General features: G+C 45.3%; 12 protein-coding genes. 2 read left to right on the plus strand and 10 right to left on the minus strand.

All coding sequences use genetic code 11. From position 1 onward, the window contains the following. Window positions 1-53 precede the first annotated feature (53 nt). A complete protein-coding gene (locus tag HU147_RS05210) occupies window positions 54-1,478 on the minus strand; it encodes a trypsin-like peptidase domain-containing protein (protein WP_369075684.1) in 1,425 nt (474 codons plus the stop codon). A 241-nt stretch (window positions 1,479-1,719) separates the two neighbouring features. Between HU147_RS05210 and HU147_RS05215 the strand changes: the two genes are divergently transcribed. Next, window positions 1,720-3,579 carry an FAD-dependent oxidoreductase gene (locus HU147_RS05215; protein WP_224075236.1) on the plus strand — a complete coding sequence of 620 codons (1,860 nt, stop codon included), beginning with the start codon at window positions 1,720-1,722 and terminating at the stop codon, window positions 3,577-3,579. A 140-nt stretch (window positions 3,580-3,719) separates the two neighbouring features. Continuing rightward, window positions 3,720-4,895 carry an acyltransferase family protein gene (locus HU147_RS05220; RefSeq protein ID WP_224075237.1) on the plus strand — a complete coding sequence of 392 codons (1,176 nt, stop codon included), beginning with the start codon at window positions 3,720-3,722 and terminating at the stop codon, window positions 4,893-4,895. A gap of 123 nt (window positions 4,896-5,018) precedes the next feature. Here the strand turns inward: HU147_RS05220 and HU147_RS05225 are convergent, their stop codons facing one another. The 9 genes from HU147_RS05225 to HU147_RS05265 form a co-directional block, all read right to left on the minus strand. Continuing rightward, window positions 5,019-6,692: a glycerol-3-phosphate dehydrogenase/oxidase gene (locus HU147_RS05225; protein WP_224075238.1), complete on the minus strand. Its 1,674-nt coding sequence runs from the start codon at window positions 6,690-6,692 to the stop codon at window positions 5,019-5,021. A 260-nt stretch (window positions 6,693-6,952) separates the two neighbouring features. Further along, the gene (gene glpK, locus HU147_RS05230; protein WP_224075239.1) at window positions 6,953-8,476 is read right to left on the minus strand and encodes a glycerol kinase GlpK; all 1,524 of its coding nucleotides are present in this window, start codon (window positions 8,474-8,476) and stop codon (window positions 6,953-6,955) included. A gap of 20 nt (window positions 8,477-8,496) precedes the next feature. After that, complete coding sequence (locus HU147_RS05235; RefSeq protein ID WP_224075240.1) at window positions 8,497-9,330, minus strand: MIP/aquaporin family protein; 834 nt, start codon at window positions 9,328-9,330, stop codon at window positions 8,497-8,499. Window positions 9,331-9,525: 195 nt separating this feature from the next. Continuing rightward, window positions 9,526-10,071 (minus strand): glycerol-3-phosphate responsive antiterminator, encoded by a 546-nt coding sequence (locus HU147_RS05240; RefSeq protein WP_224075241.1) that lies wholly within the window; start codon window positions 10,069-10,071, stop codon window positions 9,526-9,528. A gap of 110 nt (window positions 10,072-10,181) precedes the next feature. Beyond that, window positions 10,182-12,797, minus strand: a complete 2,616-nt coding sequence (locus tag HU147_RS05245) for a YfhO family protein (RefSeq protein WP_224075242.1) — start codon at window positions 12,795-12,797, stop codon at window positions 10,182-10,184. A 538-nt stretch (window positions 12,798-13,335) separates the two neighbouring features. After that, complete coding sequence (locus HU147_RS05250) at window positions 13,336-15,105, minus strand: CocE/NonD family hydrolase (RefSeq protein WP_224075243.1); 1,770 nt, start codon at window positions 15,103-15,105, stop codon at window positions 13,336-13,338. A 242-nt stretch (window positions 15,106-15,347) separates the two neighbouring features. Continuing rightward, the gene (locus tag HU147_RS05255) at window positions 15,348-16,289 is read right to left on the minus strand and encodes an SGNH/GDSL hydrolase family protein (RefSeq protein ID WP_224075244.1); all 942 of its coding nucleotides are present in this window, start codon (window positions 16,287-16,289) and stop codon (window positions 15,348-15,350) included. Window positions 16,290-16,597: 308 nt separating this feature from the next. Next, window positions 16,598-18,637 (minus strand): LTA synthase family protein, encoded by a 2,040-nt coding sequence (locus HU147_RS05260; RefSeq protein ID WP_224075245.1) that lies wholly within the window; start codon window positions 18,635-18,637, stop codon window positions 16,598-16,600. A 386-nt stretch (window positions 18,638-19,023) separates the two neighbouring features. After that, window positions 19,024-19,506 carry a hypothetical protein gene (locus HU147_RS05265; protein WP_224075246.1) on the minus strand — a complete coding sequence of 161 codons (483 nt, stop codon included), beginning with the start codon at window positions 19,504-19,506 and terminating at the stop codon, window positions 19,024-19,026. Window positions 19,507-19,652: the final 146 nt, after the last annotated feature.

A 19,652-nucleotide genomic window follows, 5' to 3' on the forward strand; every position in this document is an offset into this window, starting at 1 on the left:
ACTTTGCCGGAGGGCGGTTTCTGAAATGCCTTTTGATTTAAAAAACAGATTTATTACTTATTGATAATATCCGATACATAATAAAAGCCGTTTTCATCCATTACAATTGTATAAGTTTTGCTGCGTTCTTCGAGTGACCATTCGCCCGCTTCATTTTTAAAGTCAAACGCTTCTTCTGTATGGACAAGGGCATGATCTTCAAATATTTCGGTGCCGGTAATTTCCAGCTTATTAAAGTTGAATTCCATTTCTTTTCCGGCTATATCGACAATATACTCCAACATACCATTGTAGATATCACTTTCGTAAACCATAAGGTTTTGCACATAGAAAAAGTCTTCTTCGGCTAATGCCGTTTCGTAATAATGGCGGAAATCACCGATAAACTCATGCAAACTCGATTCTTCAAACTTCATTTCCAGATCCGGATCAAATTCATAGTTTTCATCTTCATAACCACTGAAGTCGTCATAGACGTGGAATTTGGCCACCACTTCATCAGCAGACATCGGATTGTTGGCCCACTCTGTCAGCATGCTATGCATGGAATACAAGGGAATCGAAAACCCGATCGAATCGCCTTCTTCCATTACGAGTGAATTGATGCCGATCACTTTGCCGGTTCCTGCATCCACCAGCGGTCCGCCGCTCGACCCTGGTGCAATCGGAGCATCAATCTGATAAATATCTTCATAGATAAATTCCTGTTCAAAGTCGCGGTCGATTCCGGTCAAATAACCGATTGTTGCCGTGTTTTCAAAACCGGAAGGGCTGCCAAGCGCAATCACTTCAGTTCCGACATCCGTCGGGTTCATTTCGCTTTCCAGTGGATCGATGCCGGCAAATGCATCAACTTTAATCAATGCGATGTCGGATTCATCCGAAATCCCGACCACTGTGCCCGGCTGATCCTGGCCATTGATGTTGCGGACAATGACATCCGTGAAACCTGCCACTACGTGCGCATTTGTAGCGACCAATCCAGATTGATGGAACAGAAAGCCCGATCCTTGTCCACCTTCCGTTAAGATGGTATAAACTTTCTGCTGCGTTTCTTTGATAATTGCCGGTTTGTCTTTCTTTTTGGGTTCCACTTTTTCCGGCTGCTCGGAAGGCGGGACAATATCTTCTGTTTTGGTCACGGTCCCTTCGGTTTTGCCTTCAGTTTTGCCTTCCTCTTCTGCCCGCTCTACCGGTCCTTTTATCTCTTCAGGTTCTTTCGGCAATTCCTGTTCCTGTTTTTGCTCTTCTTCATTTGCACTGGAGACTTCTTCATTCGGCGCTGCCTGCTGAGGCGGTTCCTGCATCATTTGCGATACGCCAAAGCCGGTGCCTCCAAGACCGGCCAATAAAATCAATGAATACATCCATTTTTTGCTTTTTTCTTTTTTACTCGCCTTATCAGTCAATGAATGCCCGCAAGATTTACAAAAGTTTGCATTCACATCATTCTCTTGTCCGCATTTTTTACACAACATGCTAATTTCCTCCTGATGGATAGTAGATTTCTGCTGTAATTGCTCTCATTATAAACCTATTAACGCCGCACGACTAGCCAGAGTTGCAGTTTGTAATAAAGACTTCTATTTTGTAATAAATCTATTTTTTACATAAATTTAATAATGCAAATTTGCTGTTGTCCTTCTCATTCCCTATTTATTATGCAAAAATAGGAAAGATGATTAAACTAGCATTTAGATAAATTTAGGGGGAAGCATCATGAAGTTTAAAGCAATAATTGCCTTAGTGGCAGCCATTGCCGTCATTGGCGGGATTTTGGCGTACGCTATAGGCAAAAGCAGTCCATTAAACCCGTCCAAAGAAAACCATTACGACGTCATTGTGCTTGGCGGTGAACCCGAAGGCGTAGCAGCTGCTGTTTCTGCTGCCCGAAACGGCGCGAAGACATTGCTGGTCGAAGAACGTGACGGCCTCGGCGGCTTGATGACTTATGGCAAACTGAACTTTATCGATATGGTCCAAGGAATCGATAAAAACAGCGCAGTTGGCGGCATATTCAAAGAATGGCACGAACAAGTCGGAAGCGGCAGCGCTTTTGAAATCAATGAAGCTAAAGAAGCCTTTCTTAAACTTGTTGAAGACGAACCGAACATCACACTCGCCTTGAATACGGAATTTACCGATGTGCTTAAAGACGAAAGCAATACAGTTACTGGCGCTAAACTAAAATCATCCGAAGGCTCTAAAACGGTTTACGCTAAACGTTTTATCGATGCCACACAAGATGCCGATTTTGCAGTTGAAGCCGGTGCCCCGTATTTTATCGGCGGTGAAGATATCAATTTGAAAGACCGGTTTATGGCAGTGACCCCTGTTATCCAACTCTCTGGCGTAGATTGGGACGGTGTCCAAAAAGCTGCAGCAGACGAAGTATTCGGACCGGCTGAAGTAACTGATTCGGTGGGCTGGGGCTTTAGCGAACTGCATTATGATTATCAGCCCGTCGAAGAAAACACCCGCCTGCGCGGGCTGAACCTTGTCCGGACGCATCCTGAAGGACAGGATGAACAGTTCTACATCAATGCCCTGCAAATATTCGGCGTGGATGGTCTGGACGAACAAGCAAAAAAACAGGCACTTGAAATTGGCAACCGCGAAGCGGAACATATTACGGAGTACCTCCGCGCCAACTTCCCAGGTTTCGAACAGGCAAAAATTTCCGAGCTTCCGACGGAACTGTATGTCCGGGAAACACGCCATGTCATTTCCGAATACATGCTGCCCATGTCGGATATCTGGAAAAATGCGGACCATTGGGATTCAATCGGCTACGGCGGCTATCCGGTGGATGTGCAGGCGACTTCCATCAATGATTACGGCTATGTATTGTCGAGCCCTACGCAATATGCCATTCCGTTCCGTTCACTTGTCCCTTTGGAAGTTGAAAACTTGGCGGTCGTCAGCCGCTCAGCCGGCTATTCATCTCTGGCAGCCGGAAGTGCGCGCATCATTCCAACCGGCATGGCTGCCGGCGAAGCAGGCGGCGCAGCAGCTGTACATTCCATACTGGAAGATCTGACATTCAGAGAGCTTTCCGGCCATAAAGAAGAAATGAATGAGCTGCGCTACACCCTGTCCCGCCAAGGAGCAATGGTCGACCGCTTTGAACTTCCTTATCCTTACCAAGGAGAATGGTTTGATGAATCGGTACAGTTCTTGATGGATTACGGATTGGTCGTCGGCGGATATACGAATGACCTGCAAGTAGACGAGCCATTAAAGGCGCTCAGCTTTTCCAATCTATTGTCTTCCGGGCTTTTTAGAATCAATCCAACCGTGCACGATCAAGTTGCCGGCAAACTAAATGAAAAAAACACAGAAACGGACTTTGAAGATCAGATTTTTACAAGAGATTCACTTGCATCCTTTTTAATAGAAGTTTTCACATCCGAAACTCCCGGTTCACAACCCTGGGAGCAGGCTTTCGAAGCCGGGTTGATCGATGAAAAGGTATACAAGCAAATTGCCAAGGACCGCGAACTGGTTCGTGCAGAAGGATTCTATGTCGCCTATCATCTACTGAGTACAGTACAAAAAGACAATTCACTTGTAAAATAAAGTTTTTATCTTTCGAACAAAAATCCGCAAACCTTTAACCGGTTTGCGGATTTTCATTTGCCTCTTCTCATAAAATTACATTGCAAATTTTTGCCAATCAAGCTATCATTATTTTTATTGTTTGTCATAGGAGGAAAAAGATGCGCCGTTATGAAAGTTTAGATTCAATTAGAGGCATAGCTGCTTTAGCAGTCGTGTTTAGTCATATGTTTATTGTTTTCCCTGCATTTTATTCTGCATTGAGCATGCAGCAAAACAATCAGCTTATAGTCGATTTTCTCGCCTTCACACCTCTTCATCTGCTGTGGAGTGGACATGAAGCCGTTATTCTATTTTTCATTCTCAGTGGTTTTGTTCTTTCACTGCCTTATTTAAATAACCGGAAATTGGTTTACACCAACTACATAGTTCAGCGCGTGTTCAGAATTTATATCCCATACATAGTAATCATCTTATTTTCGATTGTCCTTCAGTATTTTCTGTACTCTCCTGGCGGCATTGCAGGACTCAGCAAATGGTTTAACTGGATGTGGATGCTGCCGCTAAGCCCGGGCCTCTTTTCTCATTTCCTATTTATGTCCGGTGAACTTACCCATAACTACAACACGGCATCTTGGTCACTGGTACATGAGATGAGAATTTCACTGATCTTCCCGTTCATCGTGCTGCTGATCAGACGAAAAAAAATCTTTTTCGATCTGGGGCTCCTGGCGCTGGTCTTTGCCGGAAGATATGCTCTGCCGACAGACCTTCCCTATAAAATCAATGACACCTTTTATTATGCATTATTCTTTGTCGTTGGTGCCGTCCTGGCAAAACACCGCGAATCCTTGAGCATCCTTTTTCTTAAGACAGGTACTTACTTCAAGGTTTCCTTATTTGCTGTTGCATTGCTGCTTTACAATTGGCATTGGAACTTCGGCATGGTATTGCCGGCAGACAGCCCGCTTCGCCAATTGTTCGCTGACCGCATCATTGGCGATATGGCAATCGGCGCTGGGGCATGTATTTTCTTTTTATTCGCCATACACTCAGCATGGACTGAAAAAATGCTGACTCACCGCATTCCGCTATTTCTCGGGAAAATATCGTACAGCCTTTATTTGGTTCATCCGGTTGTCATTCTTGTCTTGTTCTATTCGTTGCACGCTTGGGTTCATCCATTGCTTATTTTCGCCATGGTCCCACTTGTTTCCCTGGCAGTCGCAACGGCTTACCATTATTCCGTGGAAGTTACAGCAATGAAAACAGGAAAACTGCTCACTTCGAAAAAAGCACCGAAAATATCAAAAGGGCTTGAACCCCAAAAATACTAAGCATTCAAGCTGCAGATCACTTCAATTGTCGGAGCTGGCCTGCAGCTTTTAAAATGACTTTACAAAAAATAAAAACGGCTGCCCAAAAATGAGCAGCCGTTTTTTCTTTGTGACCAAAATACCTTATTTAGATTGTGCACTGATTTCAACAGGATGAGTCGCTTCGTACAACAAGACATCCAGTTCTTCTGTGTAAACTTTCGTCTGTTCTTCTGTCCAGCCGAATGTTTTGGCCATATAAGCGATGGCGCTGTCTTTGTTGGCATGCACCCAGTGGATATTAAAGAACAACGCACCTGTACGACGGATGAAGAAATCGACTGGTTTATATGCAGATTCGTATTCCATAGCGTAGCGGAGCATCGCATGGACTAATGGATCAAGCCCTTCGTCAGCCGCTTCTTTTTTGCCGGTCGCTAAGAAATGCAGCACCTGATCGACATTCGAGCCGTAGCGTTTTACTAGTTTTCGGGCGGCAGCCGGTGTCAGTCCAATGGCAACCGCCTGGCGTACGCGGTCTTCGATAAACGATTCAAAGCCTTTTGAACCGCCGACTTCCCCGCCGGACAATGGCAAATGCTTCGTCGAGCTTTTCGGGAATTTCGTGCCGTTTTCTTCTTTCAATTGTTCCGCTACAAGGTTGACAATGCTTTCGCCCATTTTGCGGTAACCGGTCAATTTGCCGCCGGCGATGGAAATCAAACCGGAATCCGATACGAAGATTTCATCTTTACGTGAAATTTCAGAAGGGTCTTTGCCTTCCTCGTGGATCAATGGACGCAATCCAGCCCAGCTTGATTCGATGTCTTCTACACGAATCTGGACTTCAGGGAACATGAAGTCGATGGCTTTTAAGACATAATCACGGTCTTCCACTGTCATCGTCGGGTGCGCAATATCTTGTTTGTAGACGGTATCGGTTGTGCCGACATATACTTTGCCGTCGCGCGGAATTGCAAACGCCATCCGGCCATCCGGCATGTCAAAGTAAATGGCTTGCTTCAATGGGAAACGCTTGCCGTCAAAGACCAAGTGGATGCCTTTTGTCAGCTGCAAAGTCTTGCCTTGTTTCGAATTGTCTTTATCGCGCAATGTGTCGACCCATGGCCCTGCTGCATTGACGATTTTATTGGCATAGATTTCGTGTTCTGAGCCGTCGATCTGGTCTTGGATGCGAATGCCTACCGCTTTGCCGTTCTGGTAGATAAAGCCTGTCACTTTGGCGTAGTTCAATGCCATCGCACCTTTTTCCACTGCTTTTTTCATGACTTCAATTGTTAGGCGGGCATCGTCAGTTTTGTATTCCACGTAATAGCCGGCACCTTTGATGCCTTGTTTTTTAAGTAAAGGTTCGCGTTTCAACGCTTCTTCTTTTGACAGCATTTTGCGGCGCTCATCGCGTTTTACGCCTGCTAAAAAGTCATAGACGCGAAGGCCGATGTTCGTGCTGTACGGTCCGAATGTACCGCCTTTGTAAAACGGCAATAGCATCCATTCAGGAGTCGTCACGTGCGGCCCGTTTTCATAAACGATTTCGCGTTCTTTGCCGACTTCCGCGACCATTTTCACTTCAAATTGTTTCAAGTAACGAAGGCCGCCGTGGACAAGTTTCGTGGAACGGCTGCTGGTACCCGCTGCGAAATCCTGCATTTCGATTACCGCTGCACGCATGCCTCTTGCCGATGCATCAAGAGCGATTCCCGCTCCTGTGATGCCGCCGCCAATGACCAAAAGATCAAGGCGGGCATTTTTCATTTGTTGAATGGTTTCTTTGCGCTGCAAACTAGAAAATTTCATAAGGGGTTGTGCTCCTTTTCAATTTGTTTTTCCATATAATTCCAATAAAAAAAGAGACGAAGCTGCAGCTGCAGAATTTCTTCTGCGAAACTGGCTTCGTCTCTCGAGTTCTCGGGCCGGATATTAACTTTTAATAAGAAAAGTGTAGGCGTCCGTCTAGCCCCGACAAGCGCTGGAAGGCTTACCGGGAATGGCGTTACTTTGCCATTTCTGGTAAGACTGAAGCGACCTCGAGGGGCTGGACGCCGAAACTAGACAATTTAGGAATTCACTTTAGTTCTTGCATCTGTTGCTTTGAACGTTCTGGTAGCCGCTACTGCATTCTGCCAGCCTTCATAAAGTTCTTCGCTTTGTTCTGACGGCATTGCGCTTGTGTAGGTTTTATCGACTTTCCATTGCTGGGCAATCTCTTCTTTGTCTTTCCAGAAGCCGACTGCAAGCCCTGCCAAGTATGCAGCACCGAGTGCTGTTGTTTCCTGGATCATTGGGCGTTCCACCTGTACATCTAGAATATCACTTTGGAACTGCATCAGCAAGTCATTTGCAACAGCTCCGCCGTCAACGCGCAATGTTTTCAGTTCCGTGCCGGATTCTTTCACCATCACGTCGACAACATCTTTCGTTTGGTAAGCAAGCGACTCCAATGTTGCACGGATCAAATGCGCTTTGGTCGTACCACGTGTCAATCCGAAAATCGCGCCTCGTGCATCGGTATCCCAATAAGGTGTGCCAAGGCCGACAAATGCCGGTACCATGTAAACGCCATCTGTGGATTCAACCGATGCCGCATAAGCTTCGCTTTCCGGTGCATGGTCGATCAGCTGCAAACCGTCGCGTAGCCACTGAATCGCCGAACCGGCTACAAAAATACTGCCTTCGATGGCGTATTCCACTTTGCCGTCCACTCCCCATGCAAGGGTCGTCAGCAAGCCGTGGTCAGAAACCACACCTTGTTCGCCGGTGTTCATCAACATGAAGCAGCCTGTGCCGTATGTGTTTTTCGCCATTCCTTTTTCAAAACAAGCTTGTCCAAAAAGTGCAGCTTGCTGGTCCCCTGCCATTCCGGCAATCGGCACTTCGTGGCCGAAGAAATGGTAATCCACGGTATGCGCGTAAACTTCAGAAGACTGGCAAACTTCCGGCAGCATGCTTCTTGGAACAGTCAAAATCTCCAATAGTTCCTCGTCCCACTCAAGGTCGTAAATATTGTACATCAACGTACGGGATGCGTTGCTGTAATCAGTAACGTGGCGTTTGCCGCCAGATAATTTATACACGAGCCAGGAATCGATCGTTCCGAACATCAAATCGCCGTTGTCCGCTTTTTCGCGCGCGCCTTCGACGTTATCAAGGATCCATTTCACTTTCGTTCCGGAGAAATAGGCATCGATCAACAAGCCGGTTTTTTTCGTAAACAGTTCACCGTGGCCCTGTTCTTTCAACTCTCTGCAGATGCCGTCTGTCTGGCGCGACTGCCAGACAATGGCACGGTAGATCGGTTTGCCGGTATTGCGGTCCCACACAACCGCTGTTTCCCGCTGGTTGGTGATGCCGATTCCTGCGATTTGGGTCGGATCGATATCCGATTTCCGAAGCACTTCTGCGATACAAGCCAGAACCGATGTCCAAATTTCATTGGCATCATGCTCTACCCAGCCTGGTTTCGGGAAAAATTGCTCGAATTCCTGCTGTGCAGTTTGGACGATTTCGCCTTTATGATTAAACAAGATGGCCCGCGAACTGGTCGTTCCCTGGTCAATTGATAAAATATAGTCTTTGCTCATACTGATTTCCTCCTAAGCTTTTACGAAACGATTTTTTCTTCTAATTGATCTGCCGCTGTGCGGCCTTTTCTTAATTCTACACTTGCTGCTCCAAATAACACCAGTACAAGTACCAGGCTCAGGATCCAAAAAGCTGGCCCCATTTCGCCAACAAACACGGCTTTATAAAATACAGCCCCGTAAACTCCGCCGAACAGCGGCCCTACTACCGGCACCCAAGCATAGCTCCAGTCGGATCCCCCTTTGCCGGGAATCGGCAGGATGGCATGCGCAATTCTTGGACCCAAATCGCGGGCCGGGTTGATGGCATAGCCTGTTGGCCCGCCAAGCGATAAGCCGATTGCAAGAATCAAAGCACCGACGATCAACGGATTCAAGCCTTCTGTAAATTCATTTGCTCCGATAAACAACAGCCCCATCACAAGGACAGCCGTTCCGATAATTTCAGATACCAGATTCGAAAACGGCTTGCGTACTGCCGGGATGGTCGCGAAAACACCTAGTTTTGCCGCTTGGTCTTTTGTGCGTTCCCAGTGCGGCAAGTAATTGAAGAAAACGATGGCTGCCCCGATGATGGCTCCAATCAGTTGTGCGGCAATATAAACCGGCACTTTCGTCCAAGCGAAATCGCCCACTACGGCAAATCCTAAAGTTACTGCCGGATTTAAATGCGCTCCTGAAAAACTGCCGACCGCGTAGACGCCCATCGTCACTGCAAGGCCCCAGGCCACTGTTACCACAATCCATCCGCCATTTTCAGCTTTTGAATCTTTCAATGCTACGCCTGCTACTACGCCGGCACCAAAAATAATCAAAATCATAGTACCGACCAATTCTGCTAGAAATTCCGTCATTACGAACACCCCTTAGTATGTTTGCGCAAGAACCATTTTCAGGAAACACAAAAAGATCCACACTGAATGAACGCGCTTCCAGATTCGGAAGCGGCCATGCTCAGTGTGGATCTCCATTTCTCCTACACAGTTCTTAACTTGTTAATACTTAAGTTAGCAGTTTTTGAAAGCGGTGTCAAACCCCTTTTCATATTCTTATAGTTCCCACAGCTCCGCTTGTGAAGTGGAAATTGCCACCGCACCGCCGCCGTACGCAAGCTCGACGTCTTCTTTCGTCCGGATCAAACCGCCGGCAATGACCGGAATGCCTGTCTGTTCGTGGACTTCTGCTATGACCGATGGAATAATTCCCGGCAGAATTTCAATATAGTCGGGTTTCACCTGATTAATCAATTTGATATTATGTTCAAGCGCATGGCTGTCGAGCAAAAACAGACGCTGGATCGTCATCAATTTGTTTTTCTTTGCCATCGCAATGACATTGCTGCGCGTCGAAACGATGCCATCCGGCTTTACTTCCCGGACCAAGTATTCAATGCCATATGCATCCGCTTTTAAGCCTTGGATTAAATCGATATGCAGAATCACTTTCTTTTTCGCTTTTTTCGCCGCCTGTACCAGCGCTTTCAGCTGTGAAAGCCGGATTTCCAGGTAAATGATGTATTCATGCTCGCTGCTCAGCAGCCGTTCAAATTCTTTCATATTTCGTAAAACGGGCAAAACACCCTTTAATTCAGACACCAAATTTCCTCCTTACAAATGCTCTCCGCGTTCCATTATCCACCCTTACAGGCGATGTTTCAAATCCAAATTGTGCGGAAATTGTGTCGGTGCTTGGCCCGTATACAATTCTATCCCTTTTTCCGCCTGCCATAGAGATAAAGCAACATCGCGGCAAGCGCTGAAAAGGCGGTCACAAGCAGCCCTTGATAAAATCCTGGAGTAATATAGGACAGTTTAATCCGGTAATCCCCCGGCTTCAACGGAATTCCACTGAAAGCGCCCTGCACTTCCAGCAATTCCGCCTGTTCTCCGTTCACTTTCAGCTTCCATTGCTTGCTGTAGGGAATCGATAAGAACAAAAAGCCTTGCTCATTGGTGGAGAAGTCCCCCGTAACTTTATTGCGTGCAACTGTCAAATTGTCCATGCTATAAACTTCACGCTGCTTTGACTGCTGGCGAAACGCTTCATAAGAATTCCAGTACACTGTTAAATCGGACAATTTATATATGCCAGGCGACACCTCAATTTCGATCTGCTCTGTATCCCCGTCCAATCGGAACAGATAACCTTCATTGGGATAGCTATAGATATAACTGGATTCCCGCTTCAGCACTTCTTTGCCGTTGACGTTCAGCTTCATCGCCCGGTCTTCCACTGGTGTTATATCGAAGTAAACCATGTATTCCCCTGGATCTTTTTTCCGCTCAATTGGGATAATAACTTTCCCTCCTGACTGGACCTTCAGCAAGCCATCTGCCATTGAAGCATTTTTATAAGCGGCTGCATTGTAGTCCACCTCTATTTTTTCAGGCAAGCGGTCTTTCCAGCCGTCTTTTCCCCCAACGGTGTATTGGTCTGCTACAACGAGCGTATTCAAAAACAGTGCATCCCGCTCTGCCACATTCAGCTGCTTCCATTCCGTTTCAGCTATCGTATCGGTGAACCACATATCCAAGCCAACCGCTGACTGGTTTTCGTAAACCGCATAAGTTTCGAACTCTTCCACTTTGTCATAGCCAAACGGCGCCTTCACTTCTTTCGGCAATACTTGATACTTCACCCCAAGCCCGGTTTCCAGAGCCCATCTCCCGTCAAACAGCGAATAAGTTGATACGACGACGCCGTTTCTCAGCGGATTGGTTTGCCGGACATTATAATCGCTTTTTACAAAGGTATGCAGATTTTTCTTCAGCACACTATTGTAGGCGTTTGTACCATAATAGCCATACAACATGGCATGATTTAAACGGTCTTTATTGAAATAGTAAGTCCGGTAAAATTCATCCCTTTCCGGCACCAGCTTTGAGAAAAATTCCTGTTCTTCCGGAAAATCCAAAGAAGGCCGGCCAAAATAGTCATCGGTTAAATTCCCGGCGCCAAACCTTTTGACGATCTCCCCGTCGGTGTAGCCAATTACATTGGCTATAGCATTTCCTGCCACCGCCAATACAAATAAACCGGCAAGCCAGGACTTCCGCTTCCAGCGGCTGATGAAATACAGCAGGACCAGCGACAGAATTCCAAAAACCAATACAGCCAAATTATAAGGATCGGCAACGTCGCCAAGCCGTTCTTCTTTTGTATAAAGCGCCCAGGCGAATAACCCTGCCGCAGCCAACACAAATGCCAGAAGCCTTTTATTGATTTTCGCTGCCGCTGTCAGCCAGTTCGGCAATGCAAACGCTACTGCGAAATTCAGGATATGGAACCAGCGGTACTGGATATGTGAAAATCCATTAAAGACACTGTACATATAAGGGATGAAATAACAAAGGAACAGCAGCAGCGCCAGGATGGACTTTCTCTTCGTTGGTGCATCCGTCGGCAGAAAAATCACCAACCCTGCGATTACGGTAATAACGGGCAAACCCAGATCTCCGATATCGCCCCAAATTTGTTCCGGCAAACTGGTAAACCAGCCGTCACTGAAAAACAAGGGAATTTCCGGTTTTATTGCCAAGCGGTCCGAATAATAAACGGACAAAACGCCAGGCAAAAAACCGGCAAACGCCAGGCCCAGACCAATGGCATAATGCAAAAGAAGCGGCGCATAGGTTTTGAAAACCGATTTTTCCTTTAGCGGTGAGAGCACAATTGCAGCGAGCCCGTAGAAAATGCTGTTGATGAAACCAAGATAGAAGTTGCTGAAAACTGACAGAAAAATCCCCAGAATGAAAAACCGTGATTTGCCGGTCCGCTGATAATACCGCAAGCCGAAAATCGTCAAAGGCACGTAAAGAAACGCTTCAGTCATATAATCAATTAGCGCCGCATGGGCGAAGAAAATGATCGAACTGCCATAAGTTAAAGCTGCAGCCAGCGCTTTCCATGGCTCAAACTTTTCATAACGTATGAGCCCGTACATTGCAATCATTGCCAGAAAAGATTTCAATACGGACAAATACATCTTAAAATCAATGGCACCAAGAATGCTCCAATCAAAATCAAAAAGCAGTTCTGCCAATACCACTCCGTAAAACAATGGGCTCGTCGTATAATAATAAGCAAACTCACCGAGCAGATCGCCGCCTAAGCCATACGACCATGACCAAAAAATATTGCCGTCTGCATACGACTCCACCAGATGTGGAAAGAAAAATGCAAATTGATTGATAGCGTCCAGATTGACCGCTAAATTGTAACCTTCGAACAAAAACTTCCAGTGAAACATCACCGCGGCAAGCAACAGGAACAAAACTGAAACCATATCTTTTGTGTAAGTTCCTCTGCGCTTTGTCTTCAATGCAATCACTCCTGAATGAAAGGCTGTAGTTCCATTGAATAGCGGGCTAATTTCGGCTTATCGTATCGGCTCAACTAGATTTATATGACAGAAAAACCCGCGTATCAGCCAGCGAACACTGGTACGCGGGTTCTGTCTCTTGACACATCATCCGGGTAATAGTTATCTTTACTATCCCCTGACTCCGCAACATCAAAACCTTATCATTTTATCCAAAAGCCACCAAACCTTATACAATAGGACATCCGTAAGAATTGGGCGGGTTTCTGACGCCGGCGCAATTATGCAGATTTTGATGCAAGAAATTCGAATTCAAAAGAATCGATTTACATGGAGAAGCTGACATTGGTAACAGCGAAAAAACAGATTGAAGCGGCTGTAAAAGCGTTCAAAATTTTATAGGAAAGAATTTATGTATGGCGACGCAAAACTTTTGAATCTTCTCGAAAAATAAATATAACCGCTTTTGAAATCAAAAATTTCAAGAGCGGTTATATTTGAATCGAGCCTGAATTGCTTGTGTGCCTGGCTCTGCATATTATTTCTCCGCGCCTACCAGCCCTTTATCCGATGAATTTTCTATCGTCTGTTTATTGGCTTTTGTGGTCATCAAACCGCTCACTCCGATTAACGGCAACTTAAAGCTGGATGGATGTGCGGCATCCTGATAAATTTCAACAGTCGAAGGAGTCGGATTTAATCCCGGACCTTGAGGACCTGGCTGCCCTTCCAGCGCTTTTGCTCCGCCTGCGATGCTAACCCGGATTCGATGCCCTTTTTCAAAGACATAAGACGTTGGAAGAATCTCCACCGTATATTTCTTCGTTTCACCCGGCTTTAAAGGTTTTGGCGTAGTTTGCGAATCGGCCCGCGACGCATTCAAATAGCCGGCAACCACTTGTTTGGATGTGCCATCTGGTGCTACATCGGTGACTTGGACAACAAAATCGGCATCTTCCGCTTCCACTTCTGCCCAGAAAGTCGCCTCTATATTCCCTGTCACTTCCGTCGGCACCGACAAAGCATCGGTTGTCCACGTCACTGTTTCTTCTTCATAAGGCTGCTGGTTAATCGGCAAACGCCCCGATGAACTCAGCAATGACGGAAGAAACGGCCCATCTTCCGGCGAGTAGTTATAGCTTGCACTAGAACGTTTTTTATTCGGCGCTTTTGCTGTCAAAGAACCGTCATTGATGCTGTCGATTGACTTGCTCTTTTTATCATTGAAGAATAATTCGGCATAGTTTGTATCCGCGAGCGGCCAGGAAGTTTCATAGCGCCACTGATTGGCTCCCTGTACATAAATCAGCACCGGATCTCTTTCTTCAACCTGATTGTCTTCGCCTTTCAAGTAATGATCAAACCACAAAGCCTGATAATCTTCAAACTCATAAGGCATCACACCTGACAAATACGCATGCGAACCTGGAGAGACGATCATTTTGCTGGCGCCTCCAGCTGCACTGTACAATTCGTACGCCTCAATATTTCCCGGGCTGATATAATCATTCCATCCTCCCGAAATAAAAGCAGCTACTCCGCTGTCCGCAATTGCTTTCAATTGCTCTGTAGAAACCGAGCGCTCCTGCCACCACTCATCGAAGTTGCGGTGCTCTTTTGCCACTTCATACTCATAGCCGCGCGCAATGCGTCCGGGGCCCGACTCCATACCGCCCGGATTCCAAAGCGTATCATAGCAATTGGTACATGCCACTACCGGGCTGATCGCTTTCAAGCTTGGAGGCAATTCTTTTGCCGCCAGCCACTGGCTGATTCCAAGCAGCGACAGGCCTGTTGTCCCGACATTGCCATTGCTCCAAGGCTGGTCAGCGGCCCATTCTATAACGTCATAACCATCCTGTCCGTAAAAATTGTACAGTCCAGCCTCACCGTCTGAAGTGCCGGACCCTCTCATGCTGACATGCAAAACAGCGTATCCCCGCTCCGCCAAATCAATCAGCATGCCTTCAAAAGAATTTCCGTATTCAGCGTGTCCATAGCCATTAAGCTGGACAATCGTTGGCAGTGGGCCTTCCAATCCTTCCGGCAAAAGCAACCGCCCCCGGATGACAGTCCCATCGCGTACTTCAATTTCAACAGTTTCCTGCACTTTCACAGCATAACGTTCAAAATTTAATGTTTTTTTCTCCGTTACCCAATTCCGGTTTTCCGTACCAAAACCTTTAACTGATGATTGGACTTGCTGCTGGGCATTTTCTTCCGCATACATAGACGGGGTGAACCCTGCTAATATCAGCGACAAACCGAGTCCTGCACTTAATAACACGTTCATCAAGCGTTGCTTCATCAACCGCATCATCCTTCTTTCTTTGATAAAATGGGTTATGTCCGGCTTTCCTGGCCCAAAAATACTCCTTTCGTAAAATTATTTAAATATTCAGTTAATATTAAACATAAAATAGTGTAAGCGTTTTCTTTCAGTCTGTCAATTGAATCCTGTAAAAAAATAAAATAGGAATATACAGGCACAATAGACCGCCTATATATTCCCATTCTTAAATTATGCTTGCCGGCTTGGCAACGGCGCAATTATTCCAAACCCAGTCCTTTTTGCATGGTTTGCCACATCAGCTCGTATCCGCCGTTTTGCGGATTGGAAGTGACCGTCTGCATCAAGCTTTCGTATGCGGAACCATTTGCAAACTGTTCCTGAAAAGCATCAAACTGGGAAATGAACACATACCCTTTTTCTTCGCTTATCTTCTTCAGCACCCCGTCAATTTCTTTCATTGTAAACGCATATGGCTGCAGATCCTCTTTTGACGGCGGCGGCGACATGACAATCATATACTCTGACCGTTTATCGGCTTCCGCAAGAAGATTCCGCATCGTCGCTTCATAAGCTTCGAGTGTACTGAATATGCGGTCATCTGTACCGATCATCACTATTACCGCATCTTCTTTCGGTTTCAGCAAACCGTCAAGATTGCGGAAAGCCCAGTCAGCTGTTTTATCCCGGATTCCTGCATTCACGACATCAACATTTCCGAATTCCGGTTTATTGACGTAATTCCGCAATTCGTTAGCCCAAGAATCGAACTCTTTTCCGGCTTCCCGGAACGTCTCCCCGTTTCCACTGAAAATAATCCGGCCCCCATCAGGCGCTGTATAAGCAGAATGGCCATATCCGGCCGTAATCCCGTCTCCCAGCAATTTAATCGATGAAATCTTTTTATTTGCCAATAAGCTGTAAAACTCGCTTTTCTCATCTTCTTTTTCTTCGGATGTCTCGTCTGCCTCTGCTTCAGATTCTTCTTTTACTTCTGCTTCTTCTTTGTCTTCGGCTACTGTTTCAACCGTTTCTTTTTCTGCAGTTTTCTCAGCCTCTGTTCCTGCTACTTTGTTCACAGTCACTTCTGCCGGCTGTTCAACATGCTGCCCGATCTTTTCATCCCAATTCTTTTTTGAAAACCCAAATGCAATCAGCAATGCTACAATTGCCAATACCATCAACACACGAACAATTTTCACTTGTGTAAACCTCCTGAATTAATAAATCTTCCTTAATTATCTCATGACCACTAGGACAAAGGAAACAACTTTTCCAGAATGAGACTAAATTGTTTTATGCCAGATACATAAATAATTTCCATTCATTTCTCCCTCTAAAAACGGATGGCCCATAATAATCCTCCTTTCTGCAGCGGTTGTATGGCAACTCCCGCTATACAGGAACGGACAATTTTTTGTACGCTTTTAGAGAACCGCGGATACAAAAAGGGACTGCCCCTAAAAGCCATTTTTCATGACCTTTTGGGACAGTCCCCTTCCTTTTTAATTTATTGAAATTCAAAGTACTCGGTCGCTCTTAAAATATTGTCGAGCGAATCATAAACCGATAACCGGTATTTTTTTCCCGGTTCCACATCATTTTTGCTGACTGCAAATATAGCTTTTCCGTTTGGCAGATCTGTCCAGACAGCCGGAATCTCCTTGTCATCAAAGTTCATCAGCTTCGAATATTTAGGGGCTCCGCTTACAGTGATGCTGTAGCCTCCTGGCGTGGCATCAATGGCTTCAACTTCCATCGCTGAATACAGCCCGAGGTGATAATCCTTCATAGGGTTTTCAATCAGCCCTGGAATTTCCTCTTCAGCATAGCGCTTGCCATGAAGAAGATCGAACTGCAGTGCATGCAAATCCTGCATTTCTTCAGTGTGAGTTCCCATTTGCTGCTGCCACTGGTTATAAGGAATGACTGCATCTCCCTGGAATCTCATTTTGTCCAGGATCGCCGTCACTGCATTCCCTTCGACGCCTGCCATTTCAAGCGCGATAGCGCCGAATTGATTTGGAGAAATGTCCAGCTCTTTTGTTGACGTTTCTTCTGAATTCCAGATGAAATACGGAACATTGTGTGTGTTGATAAAATCATCAAAATTTCCAAGCATGTTATTTGCTACCTGCGTTCCTTGTGCGCCAAACACTTGGTCATTGTTGCCGAATGTCGGATAATGATCGCCAAAGAACACCAGAATCGTCGGTTCATCGCGTTTTTTCAATTCCTCCACCAGTCGGCCAAGCTCCCGGTCAACACTATGCATTTTCTCGGTAAATTGATTCAAATACTGGCGTGTCGAATCCGGCAAAGTTCCGGTTTTTAAAAACTTCGAATCTGCAAGAGGCTTATACGGCTGATGGGCTTCTACCGCCACTGCGTGAATAAAATCTCTTCCTTCAGTTTTATCCAGTGCCTCAAGCGTAGAATTCGTAATTTCCTTGTCTTTCGGGAATCCCCAACCTGAGCCAAGTTCATGTTCCAAGTCCATAAATTCTCCTGATACAAATTGATCGAAGCCTAATAAACGATAAACAGAATTCCGCTGGTAGTACCAGCTGAGATATGAATGAATGGCTGTCGTTTCATAGCCGGCTTTTTTAAAGGCATAGGCTACTGAAGGAATCGGCTTTTTCACATACAATTGATACGCAACATAATTATCCGGCATAAATTGGCGGCTAAGGCCGGTCAACGCCTCAAACTCAACATTTGCCGTGCCGCCGCCAAATTCCGGCGAATACATCGTTCCGTGCATCGATTCCCCAAAAAGTTTCCGGAAATTCGGGATCGGATCCTCCGTAAAATGCTGTTCCCCGAAATGATACGGATCAACAAATGCTTCACTCATAAGTATGATGACATTCGGCTTTTCCCCTTCTATTGCAGGTGCAGGAACATATTCTTTCCCAATGTCCTGGATGGTCCCTTTTGAATAATTATCCGGAGGATCAAGCTTTGTTTGCTTGGCAAGCATCACAAAATTCCCAAACAACCCGTTTCTCATAGTGCCGACTTCCTGTTGCCACCACGTGTTTTGGAAATGGACTTTCTCCATCGGCGAAACGGGATAATCTGTCCAAAGCATCACAAGGAACGCTCCAGACAAGATAAATACACCTGCTTTAACTGCCCAGTTTTCCTTTAATTTCGGCACCAGCCAGAAAATCGCCACCACAATTACCGTAAATGCTACGCCTAAACCGATAAACAACGGCATATTCAAATCGACCGGATTATCCAATCCGCCGAGCTCTTTCAATAAAGAAAAATCCCCCATTGAAATCGGCGAATTCCGAAGGTCGATTTTTACAGCATTCGCATACGCGAAAATAATAAGAACAGCACTTAAAATCATTCCGCCAAACATGAAAAACCTGCGCGGAAGGATGTATAAAACGTTGAATAGCGCAAGAAGGATAATGATATTCAAAGCAAAGCGCTGTGTAAATTCAACCGTCCAGTCTTTGAACGGCATCGTCAATGCTTCCCTGACAATTATTTCTCCAATAAACAAGGTAAGCAGCGGCAACCCTGCCATGAAAAACAAAGTTAAAAGCCTGACAGTAATTTTTCTACTTTCTCTATTCTTCAGTTTTTTTTCTGGCACCAAGAATCTCTCATTTCCTATTATACAAATGAATTGTATTTTATCTTTTTTAATCTTATTAAGACTTAAATAGCAGCTTTTATTATATCATTTACCAAAGAGAAATTTACATAATTTTTACATTAAACCTTCACTTTCTTAAAAAAAGAATGTTAGCGTCTGATTTTAACTTCTGATTATACATAATTTCTCTCCTCCGAAAGCCTTTTTCATAGCAAAATTCAGGAAAAATAAAAAATTCCCGGCGAATACATACAGCTTCGCCAGGAGTTTCTTTTTTTTTACTTAAAATTTTTAGCAAGAACTGCAGAGCCCAACTAGATGATTGCATAGGCTTGTTGTTTGGCAGCATGCTGGCCGACAAGAAGTGGGAATTCCATTATTGATACATCCATTTTTCCGCAATTTTTAGTCAGCAGCATCTCATCAACAATCGTGACATCGAAAGTTCTGCAAAAATCTTTAAATTTAGCTTTCACAACTGAACCTTCCATCTGCGCTTTCGGCAAGTAAAATGGAACATCCAATCTTTTGCACAATGCCAAAGCATTCCATGTGGTCACGTCACCCAGCATGGCGTATATACCGTCCAGTTGCTGTGTTTTATATATACTCACCAATTCTTTTATATCTGCAGGATCAATCTCATAGGAAGCCTCAGCATGCATTTTAGCAGGAGCCCCTGCCACTGAATCGGCAACAATCGAGTAAATACCCATTTCCTGCGCCGTTTTCACTGTCTCAACCATCTGGTTGCTTCCCCCAAGAAATAAAACCTTCTTTTTCTTTAACTTATCCATGTAGACAACCTCCTTGTAGAGTTGCTCTAACCGTTTACATTTTTCAGCAGCATAGGACTGGCGATCATCATCCTTTGATAAATTTTATAATCAAGGACATAATTCTAAATACCTAATAATTGATGGAAAATAAAATATCAAAACCA

This window comes from Planococcus chinensis (assembly GCF_020071995.1).
In the GTDB taxonomy this organism is placed as follows: Bacteria; Bacillota; Bacilli; order Bacillales_A; family Planococcaceae; genus Planococcus; species Planococcus chinensis_A.

Coding starts and splice junctions, on each gene's coding strand:
- HU147_RS05210 (WP_369075684.1), bottom strand. CDS start 1,478: ATGTTGTGTAAAAAATGCGGACAAGAGAATGATGTGAATGCAAACTTT.
- HU147_RS05215 (WP_224075236.1), top strand. CDS start 1,720: ATGAAGTTTAAAGCAATAATTGCCTTAGTGGCAGCCATTGCCGTCATT.
- HU147_RS05220 (WP_224075237.1), top strand. CDS start 3,720: ATGCGCCGTTATGAAAGTTTAGATTCAATTAGAGGCATAGCTGCTTTA.
- HU147_RS05225 (WP_224075238.1), bottom strand. CDS start 6,692: ATGAAATTTTCTAGTTTGCAGCGCAAAGAAACCATTCAACAAATGAAA.
- glpK (WP_224075239.1), bottom strand. CDS start 8,476: ATGAGCAAAGACTATATTTTATCAATTGACCAGGGAACGACCAGTTCG.
- HU147_RS05235 (WP_224075240.1), bottom strand. CDS start 9,330: ATGACGGAATTTCTAGCAGAATTGGTCGGTACTATGATTTTGATTATT.
- HU147_RS05250 (WP_224075243.1), bottom strand. CDS start 15,105: ATGAAGCAACGCTTGATGAACGTGTTATTAAGTGCAGGACTCGGTTTG.
- HU147_RS05260 (WP_224075245.1), bottom strand. CDS start 18,637: ATGGCAGGGTTGCCGCTGCTTACCTTGTTTATTGGAGAAATAATTGTC.
- HU147_RS05265 (WP_224075246.1), bottom strand. CDS start 19,506: ATGGATAAGTTAAAGAAAAAGAAGGTTTTATTTCTTGGGGGAAGCAAC.